Raw genomic sequence first — 18,814 nt, 5'->3', positions numbered from 1 at the left:
TGAAGAGCCGTGAGGCCGCGGACATCACCGGCCTGCCCGTCCTGTCGCCCGGCGAACTCGCGCACGGGGCCGCGGCCCTCATCGAGCGGATCCGTTGAGGTCACGGTGCCGGCCGGTTGGCGGTGTTCCGGGAGATCGGGACGAGGGTGGCCGAGCGCCAGCAGGCCTGTTCGCGCAGGGGCGGCGTTCTCTACGTAATCGGTCCAGCTCGCTCTGGTGTGGTCGTTGCTGGTCAGAGCTGTGGTCTGCAGGTCGGTGAAGCGGACCCGGCCCGGGCCGCCGTCACCGCCCTGCTCGCCTTCCACGCCCTGCGCCCCGCCGAAATCCGCCACCTCACCCTGCACGACGCCCGCGACCTCGAGTCGAACCGCCTGTACGTGCCCGGCCGCACGATCCGTCTCGGGGCACCGGTCCGTGTACGCCTGGCCGTTTACCTCGCCCACCGCACCCGGCGCTGGCCGCACACCGCCAACCTGTACTTCTTCGTCACCAGACGCACCGCCCTGTCCACCGCACCGGTCAGCCGGCCCTGGCTGTACCGGCACTACCCCGCCTCCAGCACCCTGCTGCGCGACGACCGGATCCTCGACGAAGTCCAGGCGGCCGACGGCGACGTGAAGATGATCTGCATGATGTTCGGACTGAGCGTGCACGCTGCCTCCCGCTACACCGCTGCAGGGTGCTCTGTGGCTCGGCCGCCACCACGTGCAGATCCCGAGCCGGACCAGGCGCGAGCTGGCCAGAGAAAAGACCCTCCGCGAACGCGGCGCGCACGCCATGCACCGTATTCTCAGGGCCCGCACGGGCTGGTACAAAAACCGCATGAGTAGGCGGAGTTGGCTGTAGTACCGTCAATTTCGGGAAGACCGTGTGCGTGGAGCGAGGCGAACATGCAAGAACCGTTGTCGGATGCCGTCCGTCCGTCAAGCATCGCCGAGTTCGCCCGCCACCTCGATCCCAAAGTGTGTACGGCTCTGCGCCTCGACGATGCCCTCATCACCGGTGCGGAGCTGCTCGTCTCCGTGTGCCGTGCCCTGACCGACTCCGAGAGCCCTCTCCCCTGGCAGGACCGGCTGGAGAAGGTCATGGAGGCGATGGATCTTCAGCAGCTGGAGATCGGGATCGAATCCATAGTCGGTCAATTCCGAACACCGGAAGAGGCCAAGACGTGGGCCAACTCCGTCCAGAGAGTGAATTACCAGCTTTTCGCGTGTCGGCTGCTGGGAGCCGCAGAGTACCGACGATTCGTCAGTGCGGTACGAGAAGACGGAGCAGTTGTCGCATTGGCGGCCCGGCGCGCTCTGCGAGCGCTCATGCCCTTCGCCGTGGCCTGGAGCGACGCGGTCAGCAGTATGTCGCAAGACCAGCGCAAAGCGGTTTCGAAGAGGGAGATCCTCGCCCTCGACCTGGTACGGGGCATCGCCGTGGTGGACAAGGCTCTCGGGGAGAAGATCCTCAAAGATCTTCCTATGGAGCTCACAGTGGCGACCTGCGAGGACCTCACTGGGTGGGAGCCGGAGGACTTGAGGGAGATCGTCAGCAGTCTCAGAGACCGGGTCGCTGAAGCCTCGGCCGAACGACTGCAGCGTGAGAACTCCCAGCTCGTCAGGAAGGTTAGGGGCGCTAGGGACGCGCTGAAGTACTCAGAGGACGGCGTTTCGCAGGCAGCCAACTCCCTTATCGAGCTCATCGACCGGATCATGCGGGAAGCATTCCGCCCGAAGGACGTCCTCGCGTGGATCAAAGCCAATCTCCCTGACGAACCGCTGCTCACCTACATCAAGGACGGAAAAGAAGCACCGACGAAACGGGGAGAAGCCTTGTGCTTCGTCTACAGCGCTAGCTCCGTCGCCCGCGAGGCCAACGAATATGACGATGGCGCGGGGCCGGCCCTCATCCAGGACGTACTCGCACGCATCCTGGTCAGCACACGCGACAAACTCCAGAAGCTCAAGCACAGCGACGGTGGCACGCAAGAAGAGCGAGAACGACTCCTCGCACTGTTCTCCGCCCTGGAAGGCGCCCTACTCCTAGGACTCATCGTCCGCAACTCTGCCCCGGCAACAAATCAATCCGCGGCCGCTTGAGCGGCACGGACAGGCAGCGAGAGGGCGCCCGCGGGGAATCGCCGTTACCGACACGCAGTAGTGGGGCCGGATCCCCGGTCCGATAGCGGGGCTGGCCGGAGTGGTCGAGTCGGTTACGCCCACTCCACTCCCAGTTCCCGCAGCGCGTCCAGCTGGTCCTGGGTGAGCTTGTCGCGCCTAGTACTCCAGCTGTAGATCGTGATCTCGCGTCTTGTGGCGGCGAAGCGCCTCGACCTGGCCGGTGGCGCCGTTGCGTTACATGTCCTGACAGGCCCTGGCTTTGAACTCCGCTATGGGAACGGTGACTGCGGATTCATCACCATTGTCCGAGATCTTGTCGTAGCGGACCATTCCCGGGGTGAGCCGGTCCCGGTCGGCCAGGGTGAAGGAGACGCTGCTCGATGACCACGAGTTGTCCTCGGTCCCCCCGTAGAGGGCATAGGCGGTCTTGGCGGTGAGCGGAGTGAGAGGTTTGTCGGCGGTCCAGCCCGCAGAAGGAGGATCAAGGGTCCAGGTGGTGAGACCTGCCGTGAGGGGGTGGTCGGCGGTCCATGAACCGACCGTCACCGTCTTGTCGGCATCGTCGCTGTCGACGTAGAGGATCGCACCGTCGATCTGATGCCCGCAGACCATCATGACGCCGAGCAGGCGGTCGTCGGCGGTCACGGAGATACCGGCGACGGCATCGATGGGAACCGTGCACCCTGAGGTTGCCGCCAAGGCCAGGCCAGCCGTGACAGCACCGGCGAAGCGCCGGAACACCGGCGGTGAAGTGATCGACCACATGATTAGCCCCTGCCCGGCGCGCCGGTAGGCCCCCTGCCCCCGGATCGCAGGGGGCGAGCGGCGCGGATGCGGCCACCGTTGATCATCGGTGTGTGAAGACAGAAGATCAGGCGGTGGCCGCAGGCCACAGCATAGATCCCGCCCGCTGGCAGGACATGTTCGAGGTCCTGATGGGCCGCATCGCGGGACGGTTCACCCGAGTGGAACCACGGCGCCGGGCCCGGGAGTTCGTGCTCGGGCTCTTGTCGGACCTGCCACGCAAGAACTGCTGGACGCTGTCCGAGCACGCCGGCGATGCCACCCCGTACGGCCTGCAGCATCTGCTGTCGAGGGCGAAGTGGGATGCCGATGCGGTCCGGGACGAGCTGCGCAGCTTCGTCGTCGAGCAACTGCATGATGAGGACGCAGTGTTGGTGGTCGATGAGACCGGCGACCTGAAGAAGGGCACCGCCACGGTCGGCGTGCAGCGCCAGTACACCGGCACTGCCGGGCGCATCGAGAACAGCCAGGTCGCCGTCTACCTCGCCTATTCCAGCCGACGCGGGCACGCGGCGATCGACCGGGAACTGTATGTGCCGCGCTCATGGATCACGGACGCGGCCCGCTGCCGGTCGGCCGGGATTCCCGAGGAGGTCGGCTTCGCCACGAAGCCCGCGCTCGCCGTCCGCATGATCGGCCGGACCCTGGATGCCGGGGTCCGTGCCGCCTGGGTGGCGGCAGACGAGGTCTACGGAGGCAATCCGCAGCTACGCAGCGCGCTGGAAGACCGCCAGGTCGGCTACGTCCTCGCGGTCGCCTGCGATCACCAGATCGCCACCCGGGCGGGCAAAGTGCGGGCCGATGCACTGGCCAAGAAGCTGCCGAAACGGGCCTGGCAGAAGCTCTCCGCGGGCGCCGGCGCCAAGGGGCACCGCTTCTACGACTGGGCCCTGGCCGACGTTGCCGACGACCGGCCCGGTCACCGCCATCTACTCGTTCGCCGCAACCGCAACAGCGGTGAACTCGCCTTCTACCACTGCTACTCGGCCGCCCCGGTGCCGCTGGCCACGCTGGTGCGGGTGGCCGGGCGCAGGTGGACCGTCGAGGAGACCTTCCAGGCCGCCAAGGGCCTGGCCGGGCTGGACGAACACCAGGTCAGACGCTGGACGTCCTGGCACCGCTGGGTCACCCTCGCAATGCTCGCCCATGCCTTCCTGGCCGCAGCCACCGCACACGAACACCGCCCGGCCCCAGGCGAGCTGATCCCATTGACCTGCAACGAGATCCGGCACCTGTTCGCCGCACTGAGCATCACCATCCGCCCAGCCGCACATCACCTCGGCTGGTCCGCCTGGCGACGACGCCATCAAGCCCGGTCCCGGGCCTGCCACTACGAACGGCAGGCCGCCCATCAACGATGAAGATCACGATCTACAACTGGAGTACTAGGGTCCGTCTTCAAAGATCACCGGATGGTGGATCATGGTGGGGTGATACGTCGCCATGAACTCACCGATCAGGAGTGGGAGTTGCTCGCTCCGCTGATACCGCGGGCCGCGACGGGCCGGCCACGTGTGGAGGATCGGCAGGTCGTCAACGGGATGGTGTACAAGATCCGGACCGGGATCTCCTGGCGCGACCTGCCGGAACGCTACGGCCCATGGCAGACCGTCTACACCCGCTTCCGCCGCTATGCGCTGGACGGCGTGTTCACCCGGGCCCTGCAGCAGGTCCAGGCCCAGGCGGACGCGGCCGGCGACATCGACTGGCTCGTCCAGATCGACTCCACCATCGTCCGTGCCCACCAGCACGCCGCCGCCACCGGCCGAAAAGGGGGACCCACCGGCCGGACGAAACAGACGATCACGCCCTCGGCCGATCCCGAGGAGGCCTGACCACCAAAATCCATCTCGCTTGCGACGGCAGGGCTCGCCCGCTCGCGATCCTGCTGACGGCCGGCCAACGCCACGACAGCCTCTGCGCACGTCCCCTTCTGGAACGGATCCGTGTCCCGCGGACCGGACTTGGACGTCCCCGCTCCAAACCCGACCAGGTCATCGCCGACAAGGCCTACAGCTCCCGAGGATTCCGCGCCTACCTGCGCAAACGCGGCATCGTCTGCACCATCCCGGAGAAGGCCGACCAGCAGCGACACCGGCACAACCGCGGCAGTCGCGGCGGCCGGCCACCGGCATTCGACCGTCAAATCTATCGCCGCCGCAACGTAGTTGAGCGGTGCTTCAACCGCCTCAAGGGCTTCCGCGGCATCGCCACCAGGTACGACAAGACCGCCACCTCCTACGAGGCAGCCGTCAGTCTCGCGTCATTCCTACTCTGGGCAAGATCAGTTTGAAGACGGGCCCTAGTGTTTCGTGATCTTCACAAAGGGCCCTACGTGGAGTGACGCACGGTTTGCGGTGGACAGGGGTGACCGGTGGCGCCACTCATGCCGAGGGCGCAGGTCAGGGACCGGAGCGGTGCGCAGCGGCCCAGCTCGGGCTCGGGGTAGACACCTCGCGGCCAGCAGAGCCGCCGCCTTCGGCGCGACCTGCACCTCATGGGCGGCCACTGACCACACCGCCGGGAACCGGAGGCACTGCGCCGGGCGCTGACAGACACTCTGGACGCGGTTGGGGGCCATGCCGTCGTGACGGGGCGCGGAGGCAGCCACCGCCTCGTCCCTGCCTGGTGGCCGCCGAGGAGGAGCAGGCGATACGGCGGCGCGGCCCGGGAGAGCAGTGGCGCTACGGACTGCCGATGGCCAGGCTCAGCCGGAAGATGCGGATGTCGTGTGTGGCACGGCCGGCGTAGTGGTCGTAGATCGGAAGGATGCGCAGGAGCTCCGGGCGGATGGCACCGTGCTGGCTCGGGGGGAGGAGAGTGGCTTCGACGGCGCACTGGTGATCCCGGTGAGTGACGGTACCTCGGGGGTGGTGGAGCAGGTTGGTGCTCCAGGCCGGGTGGTGCGGGCGGCCGAAGTTGGTGGCGGCGATCAGCCAGCTGCCGTCCGCGTACTTGTGGGCGCACAAGGGAGTGGTGTGCGGCCGGCCGGTGCGGTGGCCGGTAGTGGTCAGGAGCACGGTGGGCAGCAGAAGACGGCTCGGCAGCAGCCGACCGCCGGTGAGGCGATGGCCGGCCACATCGAGCCGAGGCAGCAGACGGGGGGCCAGGGCGAGGAAAAGGCGCGTACGGCCCACCCGTGTGACCCACGGGTGGATCATGTCGGATTCTCCCTGTCGTTCGGCATGAGTCGGTAGCACCGGCAAGTGCCGCCCAAGGAGGGGCCGACGAGAGTGTGAACAGCCGGCTTGTCGGGGTGTCTCATGTCCCTGTCGAGATCTCGGGCTTGTGTGGCGCGGGCGGGGCGGCGGGGTATGCGACGCCTGTCAGCTGCTGCGACAGCCGCCAGAGCCGATCGGCGGCTGCTGCGGATGCCGTCGATGGTGCGGCTCGGACGTGGACGGCCGGTCCCGACAGCTCGAGGTATCCACCGGGCCCGAAGAAGTCGCCTGCCTGCGCAGTGGGGTCGGTGGACGCTCTCAGCAGGGGCAGGGCGGCCTCGGTGGGACTGTGCCAGCGGCGCTGCAGATGCTCCAGCAGGCGGGCCTCGGTGTGGCGGCGTGACTCTCGCAGGGCGCGTGAGCCGAGGTTGGTGTGCACGAGACCCGGGTGAGCGGACACGGCCGTCAGCGGTGCTCGGGCAGCGCGTGCCCAGGTGTCCAGGCCGTGCGTGAAGAGCAGGTTGGCGGCTTTGGAGGCGAAGTAGGCGCCCCACCGGTGGTATCGGGCCGGCCGGTGCGGTGTCACAGGATCGAGTCGGCCGAGCCAGTGCAGGACCGAGGACACCGTGACCACCCGAGGTGCGGGCGCGGCGAGCAGAGCAGGCATCAGGTGGCCGGTGAGGGCGTAGTGGCCGAGGTGGTTGACCGCGAAATGTGCCTCGAACCCGCTGGGCGTACACGTCGCTGGCAGAGCGGCAACGCCCGCGTTGTTGACCAGGATGTCGACACGGCCGTCCGTCAGTTCCCCGATGCGGCCCGCTGCGGTGCCGATGTCGTCGAGGTCGGCGAGATCCACCGGCACCGCTGATACGTGCCCCGGGGTGGCCCGGCGGCACAGATGGCGGGCGGCGGACTCGGTTTCGCCTGCGCCGCGTGCGACGAGCACCACATGCGCCTCTCGCGCGGCCAGTTGTTCGGCGAGAGCGAGTCCCACGCCCGAGCTGCCGCCGGTGACGACCGCGGTGAGACCGGTGAGCCGCGGCACGTCTGCGTACCGCCACCCCGACGGGTCGGTTCCCCTCCGCAGCCAGGGCAACGGTGCGCGGCGGCGCGGGGAGTCAGGAATCAACGGCATGGCTGGCACCTGGATGACCGGTGGGGGAACGGCGGGCTCCCCGCTTAACGCCCTCGACCGGCCCAGGGACACGGCTGGAGGGAAGGGGCTGCTTACATGTCCGGCGCAGACACCTCCGCCAAGGCAGCACGCGCCCCGCCCGCGTACGAGCAAGCCGGAGAGCGGGGCGGCCCGCCGCGACATCCCCGGTGGCCGGGGAGGTGCGCTTTCAGGTGAACGATGACGGTCAGCCGTAGCGCGGCGGCGGGAAACCCGTTGGAAAGGCCGGAGAACTGATCAGACGGCTGGAAGGAATCCCTTGCCACGGCTGGGAGAAGGCGCGCCGGCCGGCGCGGGCGAGGACGCCGATGTCCGGGCGGCCTACCGCGCCTGCCGAAAAATCGTGCGCGAGGCACACTCGGCGGAGTACGCGCTCCTGCACCTGATGCCACCACAGATCCGGCCGGCCTGCTGGGCGCTGTACGCAGCCTTCCACACCGCTGACGGGCTGATCGACACCACCGAAGGAACCCCCGCTCAGCGGGCTGAGCACCTTGCCGCCTGGACGGCGGCCCTGCGCACCGAGGCAGATCATGGACGCAGCGGTGACCCGGTGCGCCGGGCGCTAGTGGACACGGTCCGGCGGTGGGAGATCGACCTGGACGATCTTCAGGAGTCGCTGTCCGCCCTGGCCGCGGACGCGGACGGCACCGCCCCGGCGACGTGGCACGACTGGCATGCGCGGGTGAAGTCACAGAACACCGGCTGGGTGGGACAGTTCCTGCGGCTCTTGGAGCGCTGCGGCGTCCGCGTTCCGGTGGATCTCGGGCAGCTGGCCGCGGTCTCCGGCTTCCTCGACGGCCTGTACCTCACCGACACCCTCGCCGACCTGGCCGACGACGTGCACGGCGGAACCCTGACCCTGCCGGCGGAAGTTCTCGGCCGATTCCCCGGCGCCGGCAGTGACCTGCCGGAGCGGCAGTTCAGCCCCGACGTCCAGGCGCTGGTCGCCCATCTCCTCCAACGGGCCCGTCAGTGCCTCGCCGATGGCCATGCGGAGTTGCGCCACCATCTGCACCCAGGTGCCGACATCCTGCTCCAGTCCATCGTCGCCTTATTCCGCGCCCGTCTGGACATGGCCGAGAAAAGCGGGCCCGCCATCCTGCAACGCCCCTGCGAGCCTGACCGGCTGACGCGATGGCGCATCATGGCCCCCGCGCGCTTGAAGGCGTTCCTGCTGTGGCGCCTGGTCCCGCTCCACACACCGTCGGCGGTCCGTCCCCAAGCCGCAGTGCCTCCACAGCGCACACCCGGATCCCGGCAGCCGTCCGCCACAGTCACCGTTCCAGCGATGCCCGTGCCCGCTCATCCCAGCGGGGCACACCCCCCGACCATCGACCGCGATCGTCTGCCCCACCACGTGGCGATCATCATGGACGGCAATGGCCGGTGGGCGAACAGCCGCGGCCTGCCGCGCACGGCGGGCCACACGGCCGGTGTCCGTGTGCTGCGCGACATGGCTATGGGAGCGCTGGAGATCGGACTTGACCACCTGTCCCTCTACACCTTCTCCACCGAGAACTGGAACCGCTCCGCCGACGAGGTCTTCCACATCTTCCGCGTACTCGGCGGCGAGTTGGAGGACGGCTGGATCCTGCGGCACGACATCCGGCTGCGCTGGATCGGCGACGCGCAGCGAGTCCCCTGCGACCTTGCCGCCAAGATTCGTGACCAAGAGGCGGCCACCCGTCACCGCACCGGACTGACGCTCAACCTCTGCCTGGACTACGGCGGTCGCACCGAACTCGCACGGGCCGGCAGCGCCATCGCCCGCGCCGCACGCACCGGTGACCTCACCCACGGTGACCTGACCGAGCGGGACTTTGCGCGTTACCTCCCCTACCCCGAGATGCCCGACGTCGATCTGCTGTGGCGCACCGGCGGCGAGCAGCGGCTGTCCAACCTTCTGCCCTGGCATGCCACTTATGCCGAACTGCACTTCACCTCCGAGCTCTGGCCGCAGGTGGACCGACGCGACCTCTGGCAGGTGATCAGCGACCACATGCACCGTCGCCGCCGCTACGGCGCAGCCCCCTCGCCCGACGCGCCGCCCGCCTGGGCCGCCGCCCGCACAGACACCGAGAACGCGTAGCACGATGCGGCCCCGGAGCCGCACGACGACCGCAGCACGCACCATCCCGAACGAGCGATGAGGAGGCGACCGCTCTCCGCGAGAAGGCCGCGAGGATCAGACCTCTGTCTCCTCCACACAGCTCCGGACGGTCTGCTCAGGCAGCCGCCGGCGAGGGTGGCGGGGGCTGAGGGACAACGTGTTGCGTGTGCGTCGCTGGAAGGCGAGGAGGCCGATCAGGGCGGCGCCGGTGAACCACAGGAGCTGGACAGCAAGATAGCCAGGTAGCGCGGTGTCGGAGAACCCGGCGGCGGTACTTGCCTGCACGGCGCCGTATGAGGGCAGTAGTCGCACGATGGGGCTGTCGGACCCGGAGCTGGCGATGGGGTTCTGCAGGTATACATCGATAACGCTGATCATGACGATGGCGAACATGCCCTCGACCTCTCGGCGCAGCAGGGAGCCGAGAGCGACTCCGATGGCGCCGTAGGTCAAGGCGGCGCAGAACAGGGCCGCAGCCAGGAGAACCGGCTGCCACGGCGTCCACAAGAAGTGCGTGACGGCGACGGCATAGACGGCGACGGCGCCCGATGCCAGAACAAGAGCGCTCATCTTGGCGACGACTAGGTGGATGCGCGGGTACCCGGCCATAACCAGACGGCGATCGAAATGTCCGCCGGAGAAAGCGGCCGCGAACATCATGAACCCGACGATGAGGCTGACGGCGTTAAGCGCGCCGGTGATCTCGGACAGCTGGTTACCGGCGGGCCGCAGAAGCTGCCCGGTGGCCCTCAGACGCAACTCGGCCGGCGCATTGGGCACGGCCAGGTAAGCCAAAGCCGTCCACGTGGGAATGAATCCGGCGACCAGCACCATGGCAAACCGGTTACGCAGGTGCTCGGCCACGGCATAGCACGTGGCGGTGACCAACAGCCGGCCATGGCGCCTCATACCGACTCCTTAGGCTGCTGTTGCAGCAGGCCACCGTCGAGGCGCCACAGCTCGTCCAGGCGGTCGGTGTCGTAGGCGAGGTGGGAGACCACCAGGACGGAGCGCCCACACTCCCGCAAGGACGCGGCCAGGTCCCAGAAGCGCTGGTAGGTCTCCCAGTCGAAGCCCTGGTAGGGCTCGTCCAGCAGCAGCACCTGCGGGTCGTGCATCAGCGCCAACGTGAGATTTAGCTTCTGCCGGGTGCCGCCGCTGAGGGTGCCGGCGAGCTCGTCGGCGTACTCGTGGAAGTGCAACCGCTCCATCACTTCCTCGGCCCTGCGGAGGTCCTTGAGGCCATAGGCAGTCTCGAAGAACTGCAGGTGCTGACGGACGGTGAGGGCATCGTTGAGGACGGCTGCCTGGGGGCAGTACCCGAACTTGCCGCTGTGGCGGATCGTACCGCTCAGGGGCCGCAACTCTCCTGAGAGAATCTTCAACAGCGTGGTCTTGCCCGCCCCGTTCTCCCCGACGATGCCCGCCAGCACACCAGAACGCAGTTGCAGACTTACACCGCCCAGCACGACCCGCCGACGATAGGCGTGGTGCACACCGCAGACTTCCATCACAGCCCCTTCGAACCTCTCGCCGATCTTCATGCCTAACGACCTTCCTGGCGGCGGGGTACGGCACAGGCGGCAGGCCAGCGGCGAGCATCCGCGCCTCGCTGGCGCCCGGTCCGGGCTGAGCTGACCGGACTGGCGCTGCAAGCGCTTTGCCGACGGCAAGGCCCACATACTCGTACGTGAGGATGGGGGCAGCGGGCGACCTGGCGCTCCTGCCTCGCGTTGGCGAAGTACGCCTCGCTCGTCCTGGTGGCAGCTGCGGTCGCCGTCTACGCCACCGCCTGGAGGAACCTGTTCTGGCAGACTGTTCAGCCCGCCGTGATCGCCGCTGGGATTTTCACCGGCGCCCTGATCTACGGCCGCCTCGGCATCGTGCTCGCGGCCGTGGTGCGCAGAGAGCTGGCCGGAATGTTCCTGACCATACTGATCAGCTCCACCGACCTGCTGCTGCAGAACTCCCTGATCAACGCGGCCGCGGACAGCGCCATCGTGGCTACCTGCCGACGCAAGGGAGGGTGCAGACCGAGGTGGGCGGTCGTGGGCGCACGTCATGCCTTGCAGCTGTCTGCTGCTGCGCACCGGATGGGCTCTTTCACCGCAGGGCTGGGCATGACCGCTTTCGCCGCCCGCACCCGTACCTACTGCATGGTCTCGCGGACAGCCCAGGGGTCGATGCCCCGGCAGGCGGAAACCGCCCTGGTGTCGTGAGCCCGGCTCGCAGGCATCCACGTGACCAGCTCTGTCCGCCCTCGTTGAGGGAGAGAGTGCTCATCCACCCGCGCCGGAGAATCGTCATGGCAGGAGCTTCGGGATGACCAAGCGGTCCGCGGGAGCAACAAAGCACGGAATGACGGCGGCGGCGACAGACGTGCCAGCGAGCTGCAGTTTCCTCGCCCCCACCCCCGCTGATCTCATCCTGCGAGACGTCGAACGGCACGCAGAGCACCCGGACGCTCTGTCCAACACCGGAGTGATGCTGCACCTGACCGGTGTCGTGCCCGACCTGGCCGAGCTGCGCCAGCACGTCGCCGCGCGCCTGGCGGACCTTCCCTGTCTGACGCACGTCCTGGACAGGCGCGAGCCGACGGCACGATGGAAGTCCGCCGCCCCGGAAATGGACCACCACGTCCATGCGCAGCGCGTCGACGCGGGACCGGAACCTCTCGACGCCGCAATGCGGCGCCTCCTACGGGAACCTTGGCCCGAGGCAGTTCCCACCTGGCGTCTGATCTTGCTCCACGGGCATGTCCCCGACGGATTCGTCCTGTTATACCTCACCCATCACGCACTGCAGGACGGCGGCAGCATCCTCGCGGTGCTCGAGGCCCTGTTCGGGCCACCGATGCGTGTCGAGCAGTCCGCAGCGGTGGCGCGAGGAGTCCCCCATGAACACCGGCTTCGGCCGGGACAGGTCCTGCGCAGCACCATGATGCTGCTGCGGCGCGCCGGCAAACACCACCGGTGGAGTTCACCGGCACACCCACTGTCCAGCCGCCGCCACCTCATGTTGACCTACGCGCCCGCGGCGTGGCTGCGGACAACGGCACGCGCCGGCGACGCCAGTACCAACGACGTCAATCTAACGGCCATGGCCGACGCGGTCGCGGAGTGGGCGCAAGCCGCATGGCCCCGCGCTGCCGACCTCCCCATCCCCGTCATGATCCCCATCAACCTCCGCACAGCCGAAGAAGTGACAGCCCCCGGCAATCGCCTTTTCCTGGCCCGTATCGACCTGCCAGGCGGCACCATGCCACTCCTCCAACGCCTGGCACACACGCGCACGCTCACCCACCCACTGAAGTCGACGGAGCACAAGGCAGTACTCCGCGCGATACTCACTCGGCTCCCGATGTGGCCGTTTCAGCGTCTGGTGGCACTCATGACCGCCCCTGGCCGGCTCACGCTCGGCGCCTCCTACGTCGTCGTGCGTCACCGTCTGCGCTACGGCGACGCGGAGGTGAACCGCATCGATCCCCTGGTCGTTTGCCCGCCAGGTGCGCCCATGACGGTTGCCGTGTTCGTCTACGGAAACGAGGTGAGTGCATGTTTCCGCATCGACGAAGCACTCCCCGGTGCAGAAAGCCTCCCCGCACGCTGGCGGCAGGCCCTCGAAGACATGGCCACCGCGGCCCAGCCAGCGGACTGACCCTCCGGCCACTGCTGTAACTGAGCGTTTGGTCCGGTGATTCGTGTTTGGTCCCGGGTCAGGTTCCGCGCCAGTTCGGGGTGGCTTCGCCGGTGAGTCTGCGGGTCATGAGGTCGATCATCGCGAGGTGGATCATGGCTTCGGAGCGGTGCGGGTGTGTCTCGTAGTCGCGGGCGAGGCGTCGGTGGTGCATGAGTCATCCGATGCTGCGCTCGATGGTCCATCGTCTCGGGATGATCGTGAACCCGCGGGCGCCGGGCGGGCGTTGGACGGGGTGGACGTCGATGCCGCGGCGGGTGCCGTGGTCGATGGCGGTGGTGCGGTAGCCCGCGTCCACCCAGGCTTTCGTGATGTGCGGGTGGGCGGTGGCGATGCGGGACAGCAGGGTCACGCCGGCTGCGGTGTCGGAGACGCTGGCGGCGGTGACCAGCACGGTCAGCAGCAGGCCGAGGGTGTCGCAGCCGAGGTGGCGCTTGCGTCCGATGATCCGCGGCGTCCGTGCCCTGATTGGCGAGGTGCACGTTGGCGGAGGTCTTGATGGTCTGGGAGTCCAGCACGCAGGCCGACGGCTCCGCGCCTCGGCCCTCGGCTTCGCGTACCAGGCGCCGCAGCAGGCCGGTGAGCTGCTCGAACACGCCGTCGTGTTGCCACTTGGCGACGTATCCGTAGACCGTGGCCCACGGGGCGAAGTCGTGCGGCAGGTAGCGCCGCGCAGTACAACAAGCCCACGGATCCTTCTTTGAGCTGGCCGGAGGCAGGACGTTGACCTCCCGGTACATCCCCTCACGCAGCGCGGCCTCGCTCGTCCGCAAGACCTCTACCAGCTGGGTCAGCTCCTCCCGCCAGTGCGCGCGTACGGCCTCCGGGTCCGGGTCACCAAGCTCGGGCACATCGCCGGGCGTTGCCCGCCGAAGCTGCTGAAGGGCTTGGGATGCCTTCTGATGCGCCTCGACGTGCTTGATGGCCAGTTGCGCTGCGCGCTCCTCCAGGACTATCCATGGCGCTGCGACCCTCTCCCTCTTTGTCTCCCGGATGGCGTGGTGCAAGTGCGCCTCGCTGCTGTCGAGTCCCATGCTTCGTATCACGCAGGTGTCCAGGATGATCATTGGCTACTCTGGTCCTTTGAAGAAAGAACCAGGATCCCGGCCGACCGGACCGTAGTGCGCCATCCTGAAGGATGCGCTGCTGCCGTACGAGCGTGGTGGGGGAGACAAGCCCCGAGGCCCTGTGCGGGCCCGACGGGACTCCGGGCCGAAGGCGCCGGCAACCGGTTGGGTTCGACCCGGCTGGCGTCCCAAACGGGAAGATCGCCAACGGGCGGCAAGTGACAGCCGCTGAACGTTACCGCTGTCCATGATCACGCGGGAATGTTCGATCGGCGCTCATGGTCACGTGGAATTGTTCACGAAATCGCGGGTCCTGCGTTGCGTACCGTCGTGTCTGGGGTGTTGAGGAGTTTGTTGATGAGGTGGGTGGTTTCCGTTTCGAGGGAGCAGTCCAGTGCGGCGTTGACGTGTTGAATGCGGGTGATGGCGGTGTGCAGGCCGCTGCGGTTGCCGCGTGCGGCTTCGAGGCGTATCCAGTCCCGGTACAAGAGCTCGGCGGAATCATCAACCTCGAGGCCGGTCGCGATGGCCTGGCGGGCGGCGCTGAGATCGTGGTGCGGGCCGGCGGGCGTGCGGTAGGTGGCCACCGTGTGGGCCACGTCGATGATGCGGGTGACCATTTCCTGCTGGTAGGGCTCGGCCCAGGGCAGGGCCTTGCCTCCGAACGGCCGGCCGCGCACCAAGGTGAGTGCCTGTTCCAGGTCGGTCAGGCCGGATGGGCCCTGCGGCAGTGCGCGTTCGACGAGTTGGAGGAAATGCGTCCAGTCGCAGCGCACGGCGGCAGTGAGCCGGTAGGGGTCCTCACCCGTTTTGCGGCGTGGTACGTAGACGTTGCCCGTCGAGTCGCTGCCCAGGGAGCTGCGCAGGCCCTGCATCCGCGCGTTGAGGGTGCTTGTCGACCAGGGGTTGATGGGATCCATGTCGGCACACAGGACATCCGCATTTCGCCCGGGCCGAAAATACAACAGCGCGGCCAGCTGCGCCATCCTCGGCCCGTGGCCGGTGCTGTCCACGCCCGTCACCTCAACCGGCCCCAGGACCCGGATCTCGGGGGCGTGCAGGTCGTGCGCCTCGCGCTCTTCCGCGACCGGCACTGTGGGTTTGTCGGCGGAGGGTGCTGGGTCGTCAGCTTCTGCGGCCCCTGCTGCGGCGGTGGAATCGGCGGCAGCCGCGGGCGCCGGGAGCGAAGGCACCGCTGTGTCGGTGCCGGGGCCGGTCTTGTCCTCGTGTCCGGTCGGCGATGTGGTGGGGGAGAGGGGGCGGAGCCCGGATGGGTCGGTGCTGGCGGTGAGCAGGGCCGGGAAGACCTCGCCGTTCACCTCCGTTGCCGCTGTCGGCGAGGGGATCGGGGCGGGGGTTGCGGGCGCGTTGGGCTGGTCCGGCGATGCCTGCTGGGTCTGCGGCATGCTGTCGGGTTCGTCCGGGACGTCCTGCCAGGGTCCGTCGGCCGGGTGGGGCGGCTGCCCGGACACCTTCAGGGCGGTGGTGATGTGGAGGTAGGCGGCGTGCTGAAGGCGTTGCACTGTGATGTCGGTGCCGGCGTGGTCGAGGGTTTGCGGTTCGCTGGTGGAGGCGTTGAGGATCTCCGCCTCAGGGAAGTGAGTGGCCGCCGTGCTCGCTGGGGCGATCAGGGTGACGGGCACTGTCCCCGCCCGGTCGATCAGGTCGGCGAACTGCCAGGCGGTGTCCTCGTCCAGGGGGGCAGCGCACAGCAGCAGATACGGCTGATGCTGGGTTTCGGGCATCTGGTGTGCTTCCAGGAGGCGTTCGCTCAGGTCGCGCAGTGCGTGTGCGGGCTGGCGCATGTGGGCGATCCGCGCGGTGGGCAGCAGTTGTGGCAGGTCCTCGCCGAACCCCACGGTGACGACCTCGACTTCGGCCGCCCAGGGGCTCATGCCGAGTTCCAGGGCGAGTGAGGTGCACACCTCGGTGATGTGGAGCGGGTTGCCGTCCAGCAACAGCGCGGGCAGCCCGGCGAGGTTGTGCAGCAGCAGGTCGCCCGCCGCGGTGCTGCCGATTGTGACCAGCCCCGGATACGGCGCCGGTACGTCCCGGGCCATCTCCTTGTCCAGGAGCGCGGCATCGGCGGGCAGGGCCCACCATCCGCCCTGCCCGCTAGTGAAGGGGGCTACCGGTTCCTGGGTGAGGTCCTCGGGCAGCACCTCCACCGTACGGGTCCCGATCCGGGCGGCCCGCAGCGGCGGCAGGACCGCGTCGTCCTCCTCCTGCTGGGCCAGGTGGTGGGCCAGGGTCCGCAGCGCCACATCCAGACGGCAAGCGCCGCCGGGCTCGGCGGCCGCCGCCAACTGGGCCTCCGCGACGGACGTCTGCGACGCGATGGCGATCTTCTCGCCCGGCTTGCGGCGGCGCCGCTGCAGCGTCCTGCGCAGGGCGAGCGCCCCGGTGATCGCGGCAGCGAGCAGCGCGCCGGCGCCGAGCACGATGCGCAGGTTCAGCGGGCTGCTGGCCGGGGCCGTCGCCGGGGTCTGGGTCGCGGGAGCAGCGGGGGAAGGGGAAGCGGAGCCGTCCGGCTGCGCCGACGCCGACGGGGAGGGGGCGGAAGCCGGGGCGCTGGCGCTGGGTTCGGGCGTCGCGGTCGCCGCTGCGGACGGCGAGGACTGGCCTTGCCCGGGCTGCTCGGCCGGGCGGCTGGACGGTGTGCTGGGCGCCGACGACTGCGGTGTGGGCGCCCGGGTCTGGCTGGGCGCGGGGGCCTGTGCATCCCCCGAGTCGTCGCCCGGCTTCTGCATGCCGTCGGGGTTCTGAGGGGTGGGGGGAGTGGTTTCCTGGCTGCCCGACTCCTCACCCTGGTCTCGGTCTTGGGGCGGCTGGCCGGTTGGGGCACCGGGCACGGTGACCTGCTGCCCGGGGCGGATGACGTCGGGGTCGGTGATCTCGGGCAGGCCATGCGGCTGCGGCTTGCCCTGGCTGGCCTCGAACAGCTGCGGCCATGCGTCGCCGTCGCCGAGCTCCTTCTCGGCGATCTTCGACAGGTAGTCGCCCGAGTGGACCGTGACGACGTGCCGCCCCTTCTCGTCGCCGGCCGGAGCGCTGTCACCCAGCTGCGTGCGGAAGCCTCCCGCGGCCGGAGCGGTCTCGGGCATCTGGAGCTGCCAGCCGGGTTGCAGAAAGCTGTTCGCGCGGAAGACCGTGCCGTCGACCATGGTCCGGCCCTCGTTCAGGTCGGCGATCTCCCGCCACCGCTCGCCGTCTCCCAGCTCCTTCTCGGCGACGCCCCACAGACTCTGGGCGGGCCGCGTCTCGCGCACCGTGTATGTCGAGCGGGACGCCGGTGTGCTCGCCGCAGGCGTCTGAGCCTGCTCGGTCGCGGTGGTCTGCGGCGTGTGGGTCTGGCCGGGGACGGGGGCCGCCGTGGTGGCCGGGGCGGCCTGGGCGTCGGAGGCCAGCGCCGAGCTGGTGGGCAGCAGCACCAGGATGCTGCCGATCAGGAGAGCGGCGGCGCGCTGCGAGGCGCCCATCCCGCGCGGGGCATGCCAGGTACGGCCCCGCACCTGCGCGATCAGCTCGCGCACGGTGCAGAAGCTGAACTGCGCCCAGCCGATCCAGCCCACCGCGACGAGCAGCAGCAGGAACACGCTGCCGGTGTCCTGCCGGTCCAGCAGGTGCAGGGCGTCGTCGTGGGTGGCAGCCCAGATGACCGGGGTGGCCCAGGCCAGCAGCAGCGGCAGCCCGGCGACCGCGACCGCCAGCACCACCGCGCTCAGCAGGGCCTTGCAGACCCGCGCCAGGGTGCGGCCGGCGGTTGCGGTGGGGGAGGGGGTGGTGCTCATCAGTTTCCTTCGGGAGCCGTGACGCCATGCAGGAGGGTGGCCTTGCCGTGGCCGGTCACCGACAGCGAGCCGATCCCCGCCACGGACAGGAACTTCGTGTCGTAGGTGCCGGTGACCGTGACGGTGAGGGTCTTGTCGTGGCCGGACACGCTGACCGTGCCGGTGGCACCGGCGGAGCGCAAGTAGGCCTGGGCTGCGGCGGCCGCGGCCTGCGGATCCACGACGGTCGCCCTCCCGCTGATCGCGTCGGCCGGATCGATGGCCTGCCCGCCGGCCCGCGCGGCTTCGCCGGCGATGTAGTCCGCGCGTTCCGTGGCCCGCATCGTGCTGCCGCCGTCGACGGCGACGCCGATGATCCCGAGCAGCGCGATGACACACACCGCGACGAACACCGTGATGCCTCCCCGGTCGTCCAGCCGCACTCGCCCCAGGCACATTTGACGGACGGTCATCAGTCACCCCGCTGCCTGTACTGGTCCACTACCGAGGTCGCCGTCGAGGTGAGTGTCTTGGCTCCTGGCACGCCCGGAAGCAGGAGGTCTGCCAGATTGACCGTGCAGGTCACCGTCACGGTGACGGTGCCGACCTGTCCCACGGGCACGCTGAGACCACCGGTGTTGATGTTGACGGATGTCGACGCGCACCTGATGCCCTGGTCATTGAGGGACTCGGCTGCCGCCGACTGCGCGGCACTCTGGGCGGTGGCCGCTGTGCGGTGGATGGACGCCTCCCGCGCCGCGTCCTCGGCCGCAGAGTCGATCTTCGCGCCGGAGGTGACGATCCGGCCGCCGGCGATCGCCAGACACAGAAACATGATCAATGCCGGGAGGACGATCGCCGCCTCGATCGCGGCACTGCCCTCATCGCTGCGCAGTCTGCGAGCCCAGCGGGCCATGGATC

General features: G+C 68.9%; 15 protein-coding genes and 1 pseudogene. 7 read left to right on the top strand and 9 right to left on the bottom strand.

Annotated features, from left to right (window positions below):
• Positions 1-146: 146 nt before the first annotated feature.
• Positions 147-830 carry a hypothetical protein gene (locus tag OG870_RS00715; RefSeq protein ID WP_266593200.1) on the top strand — a complete coding sequence of 228 codons (684 nt, stop codon included), beginning with the start codon at positions 147-149 and terminating at the stop codon, positions 828-830.
• Between the two features lie 60 nt (positions 831-890).
• Entirely contained in the window at positions 891-2,087 is a 1,197-nt protein-coding gene (locus OG870_RS00710; protein WP_266593201.1) for a hypothetical protein, read from the top strand.
• A 255-nt stretch (positions 2,088-2,342) separates the two neighbouring features.
• Here OG870_RS00710 and OG870_RS00705 read toward each other — a convergent pair whose 3' ends face one another.
• Positions 2,343-2,753, bottom strand: a complete 411-nt coding sequence (locus tag OG870_RS00705) for a hypothetical protein (RefSeq protein ID WP_327690532.1) — start codon at positions 2,751-2,753, stop codon at positions 2,343-2,345.
• A 290-nt stretch (positions 2,754-3,043) separates the two neighbouring features.
• Between OG870_RS00705 and OG870_RS00700 the strand changes: the two genes are divergently transcribed.
• Positions 3,044-4,273: an IS701 family transposase gene (locus OG870_RS00700; protein WP_266593448.1), complete on the top strand. Its 1,230-nt coding sequence runs from the start codon at positions 3,044-3,046 to the stop codon at positions 4,271-4,273.
• A gap of 72 nt (positions 4,274-4,345) precedes the next feature.
• Positions 4,346-5,205 (top strand): IS5 family transposase gene (locus OG870_RS00695; RefSeq protein WP_405627053.1). Its coding sequence is split into 2 segments (ribosomal slippage): positions 4,346-4,691 and positions 4,691-5,205, totalling 861 coding nucleotides; the frame shifts between segments, so codons are not numbered across the junction.
• A 391-nt stretch (positions 5,206-5,596) separates the two neighbouring features.
• Here the strand turns inward: OG870_RS00695 and OG870_RS00690 are convergent.
• Positions 5,597-6,073, bottom strand: a complete 477-nt coding sequence (locus tag OG870_RS00690) for a nitroreductase family deazaflavin-dependent oxidoreductase (protein WP_266593203.1) — start codon at positions 6,071-6,073, stop codon at positions 5,597-5,599.
• Between the two features lie 100 nt (positions 6,074-6,173).
• Positions 6,174-7,208: an SDR family NAD(P)-dependent oxidoreductase gene (locus OG870_RS00685; protein ID WP_266593204.1), complete on the bottom strand. Its 1,035-nt coding sequence runs from the start codon at positions 7,206-7,208 to the stop codon at positions 6,174-6,176.
• Positions 7,209-7,506: 298 nt separating this feature from the next.
• On the opposite strand from OG870_RS00685, the gene uppS reads away from it, so the two are divergent.
• Positions 7,507-9,339 carry a polyprenyl diphosphate synthase gene (gene uppS, locus OG870_RS00680; protein ID WP_266593205.1) on the top strand — a complete coding sequence of 611 codons (1,833 nt, stop codon included), beginning with the start codon at positions 7,507-7,509 and terminating at the stop codon, positions 9,337-9,339.
• Positions 9,340-9,435: 96 nt separating this feature from the next.
• Here the strand turns inward: uppS and OG870_RS00675 are convergent, their stop codons facing one another.
• Positions 9,436-10,269 carry an ABC transporter permease gene (locus OG870_RS00675; RefSeq protein WP_266593206.1) on the bottom strand — a complete coding sequence of 278 codons (834 nt, stop codon included), beginning with the start codon at positions 10,267-10,269 and terminating at the stop codon, positions 9,436-9,438.
• Entirely contained in the window at positions 10,266-10,871 is a 606-nt protein-coding gene (locus OG870_RS00670; protein ID WP_266593452.1) for an ABC transporter ATP-binding protein, read from the bottom strand. Before OG870_RS00670 ends, OG870_RS00675 begins: the two co-directional genes overlap by 4 nt.
• Positions 10,872-11,093: 222 nt before the next feature.
• On the opposite strand from OG870_RS00670, the gene OG870_RS00665 reads away from it, so the two are divergent.
• Both OG870_RS00665 and OG870_RS00660 read left to right on the top strand, forming a co-directional pair.
• Positions 11,094-11,579, top strand: coding sequence for a hypothetical protein (locus tag OG870_RS00665; RefSeq protein WP_266593207.1), 486 nt, complete (start codon positions 11,094-11,096; stop codon positions 11,577-11,579).
• A 265-nt stretch (positions 11,580-11,844) separates the two neighbouring features.
• Complete coding sequence (locus OG870_RS00660; protein ID WP_266593208.1) at positions 11,845-13,017, top strand: hypothetical protein; 1,173 nt, start codon at positions 11,845-11,847, stop codon at positions 13,015-13,017.
• A gap of 58 nt (positions 13,018-13,075) precedes the next feature.
• Here the strand turns inward: OG870_RS00660 and OG870_RS00655 are convergent.
• The 4 genes and pseudogenes from OG870_RS00655 to OG870_RS00640 form a co-directional block, all read right to left on the bottom strand.
• Positions 13,076-13,724 (bottom strand): annotated as a pseudogene (locus OG870_RS00655) (IS5 family transposase); the annotation flags it as partial.
• A 695-nt stretch (positions 13,725-14,419) separates the two neighbouring features.
• On the bottom strand, positions 14,420-17,914 hold the full coding sequence (locus OG870_RS00650) for a hypothetical protein (RefSeq protein WP_327690531.1): 3,495 nt from the start codon (positions 17,912-17,914) through the stop codon (positions 14,420-14,422).
• Positions 17,914-18,366 (bottom strand): TadE/TadG family type IV pilus assembly protein, encoded by a 453-nt coding sequence (locus OG870_RS00645; protein ID WP_266845074.1) that lies wholly within the window; start codon positions 18,364-18,366, stop codon positions 17,914-17,916. Before OG870_RS00645 ends, OG870_RS00650 begins: the two co-directional genes overlap by 1 nt.
• On the bottom strand, positions 18,366-18,809 hold the full coding sequence (locus tag OG870_RS00640) for a TadE/TadG family type IV pilus assembly protein (RefSeq protein WP_266845073.1): 444 nt from the start codon (positions 18,807-18,809) through the stop codon (positions 18,366-18,368). Before OG870_RS00640 ends, OG870_RS00645 begins: the two co-directional genes overlap by 1 nt.
• Between the last annotated feature and the right edge of the window lie 5 nt (positions 18,810-18,814).

The sequence above is a fragment of the Streptomyces sp. NBC_00461 genome (assembly GCF_036013935.1).
GTDB lineage: Bacteria > Actinomycetota > Actinomycetes > Streptomycetales > Streptomycetaceae > Streptomyces.
The sequence above is the reverse complement of the archived record's forward strand: the minus strand, read 5'-3'. Positions and strand labels throughout refer to the sequence as shown.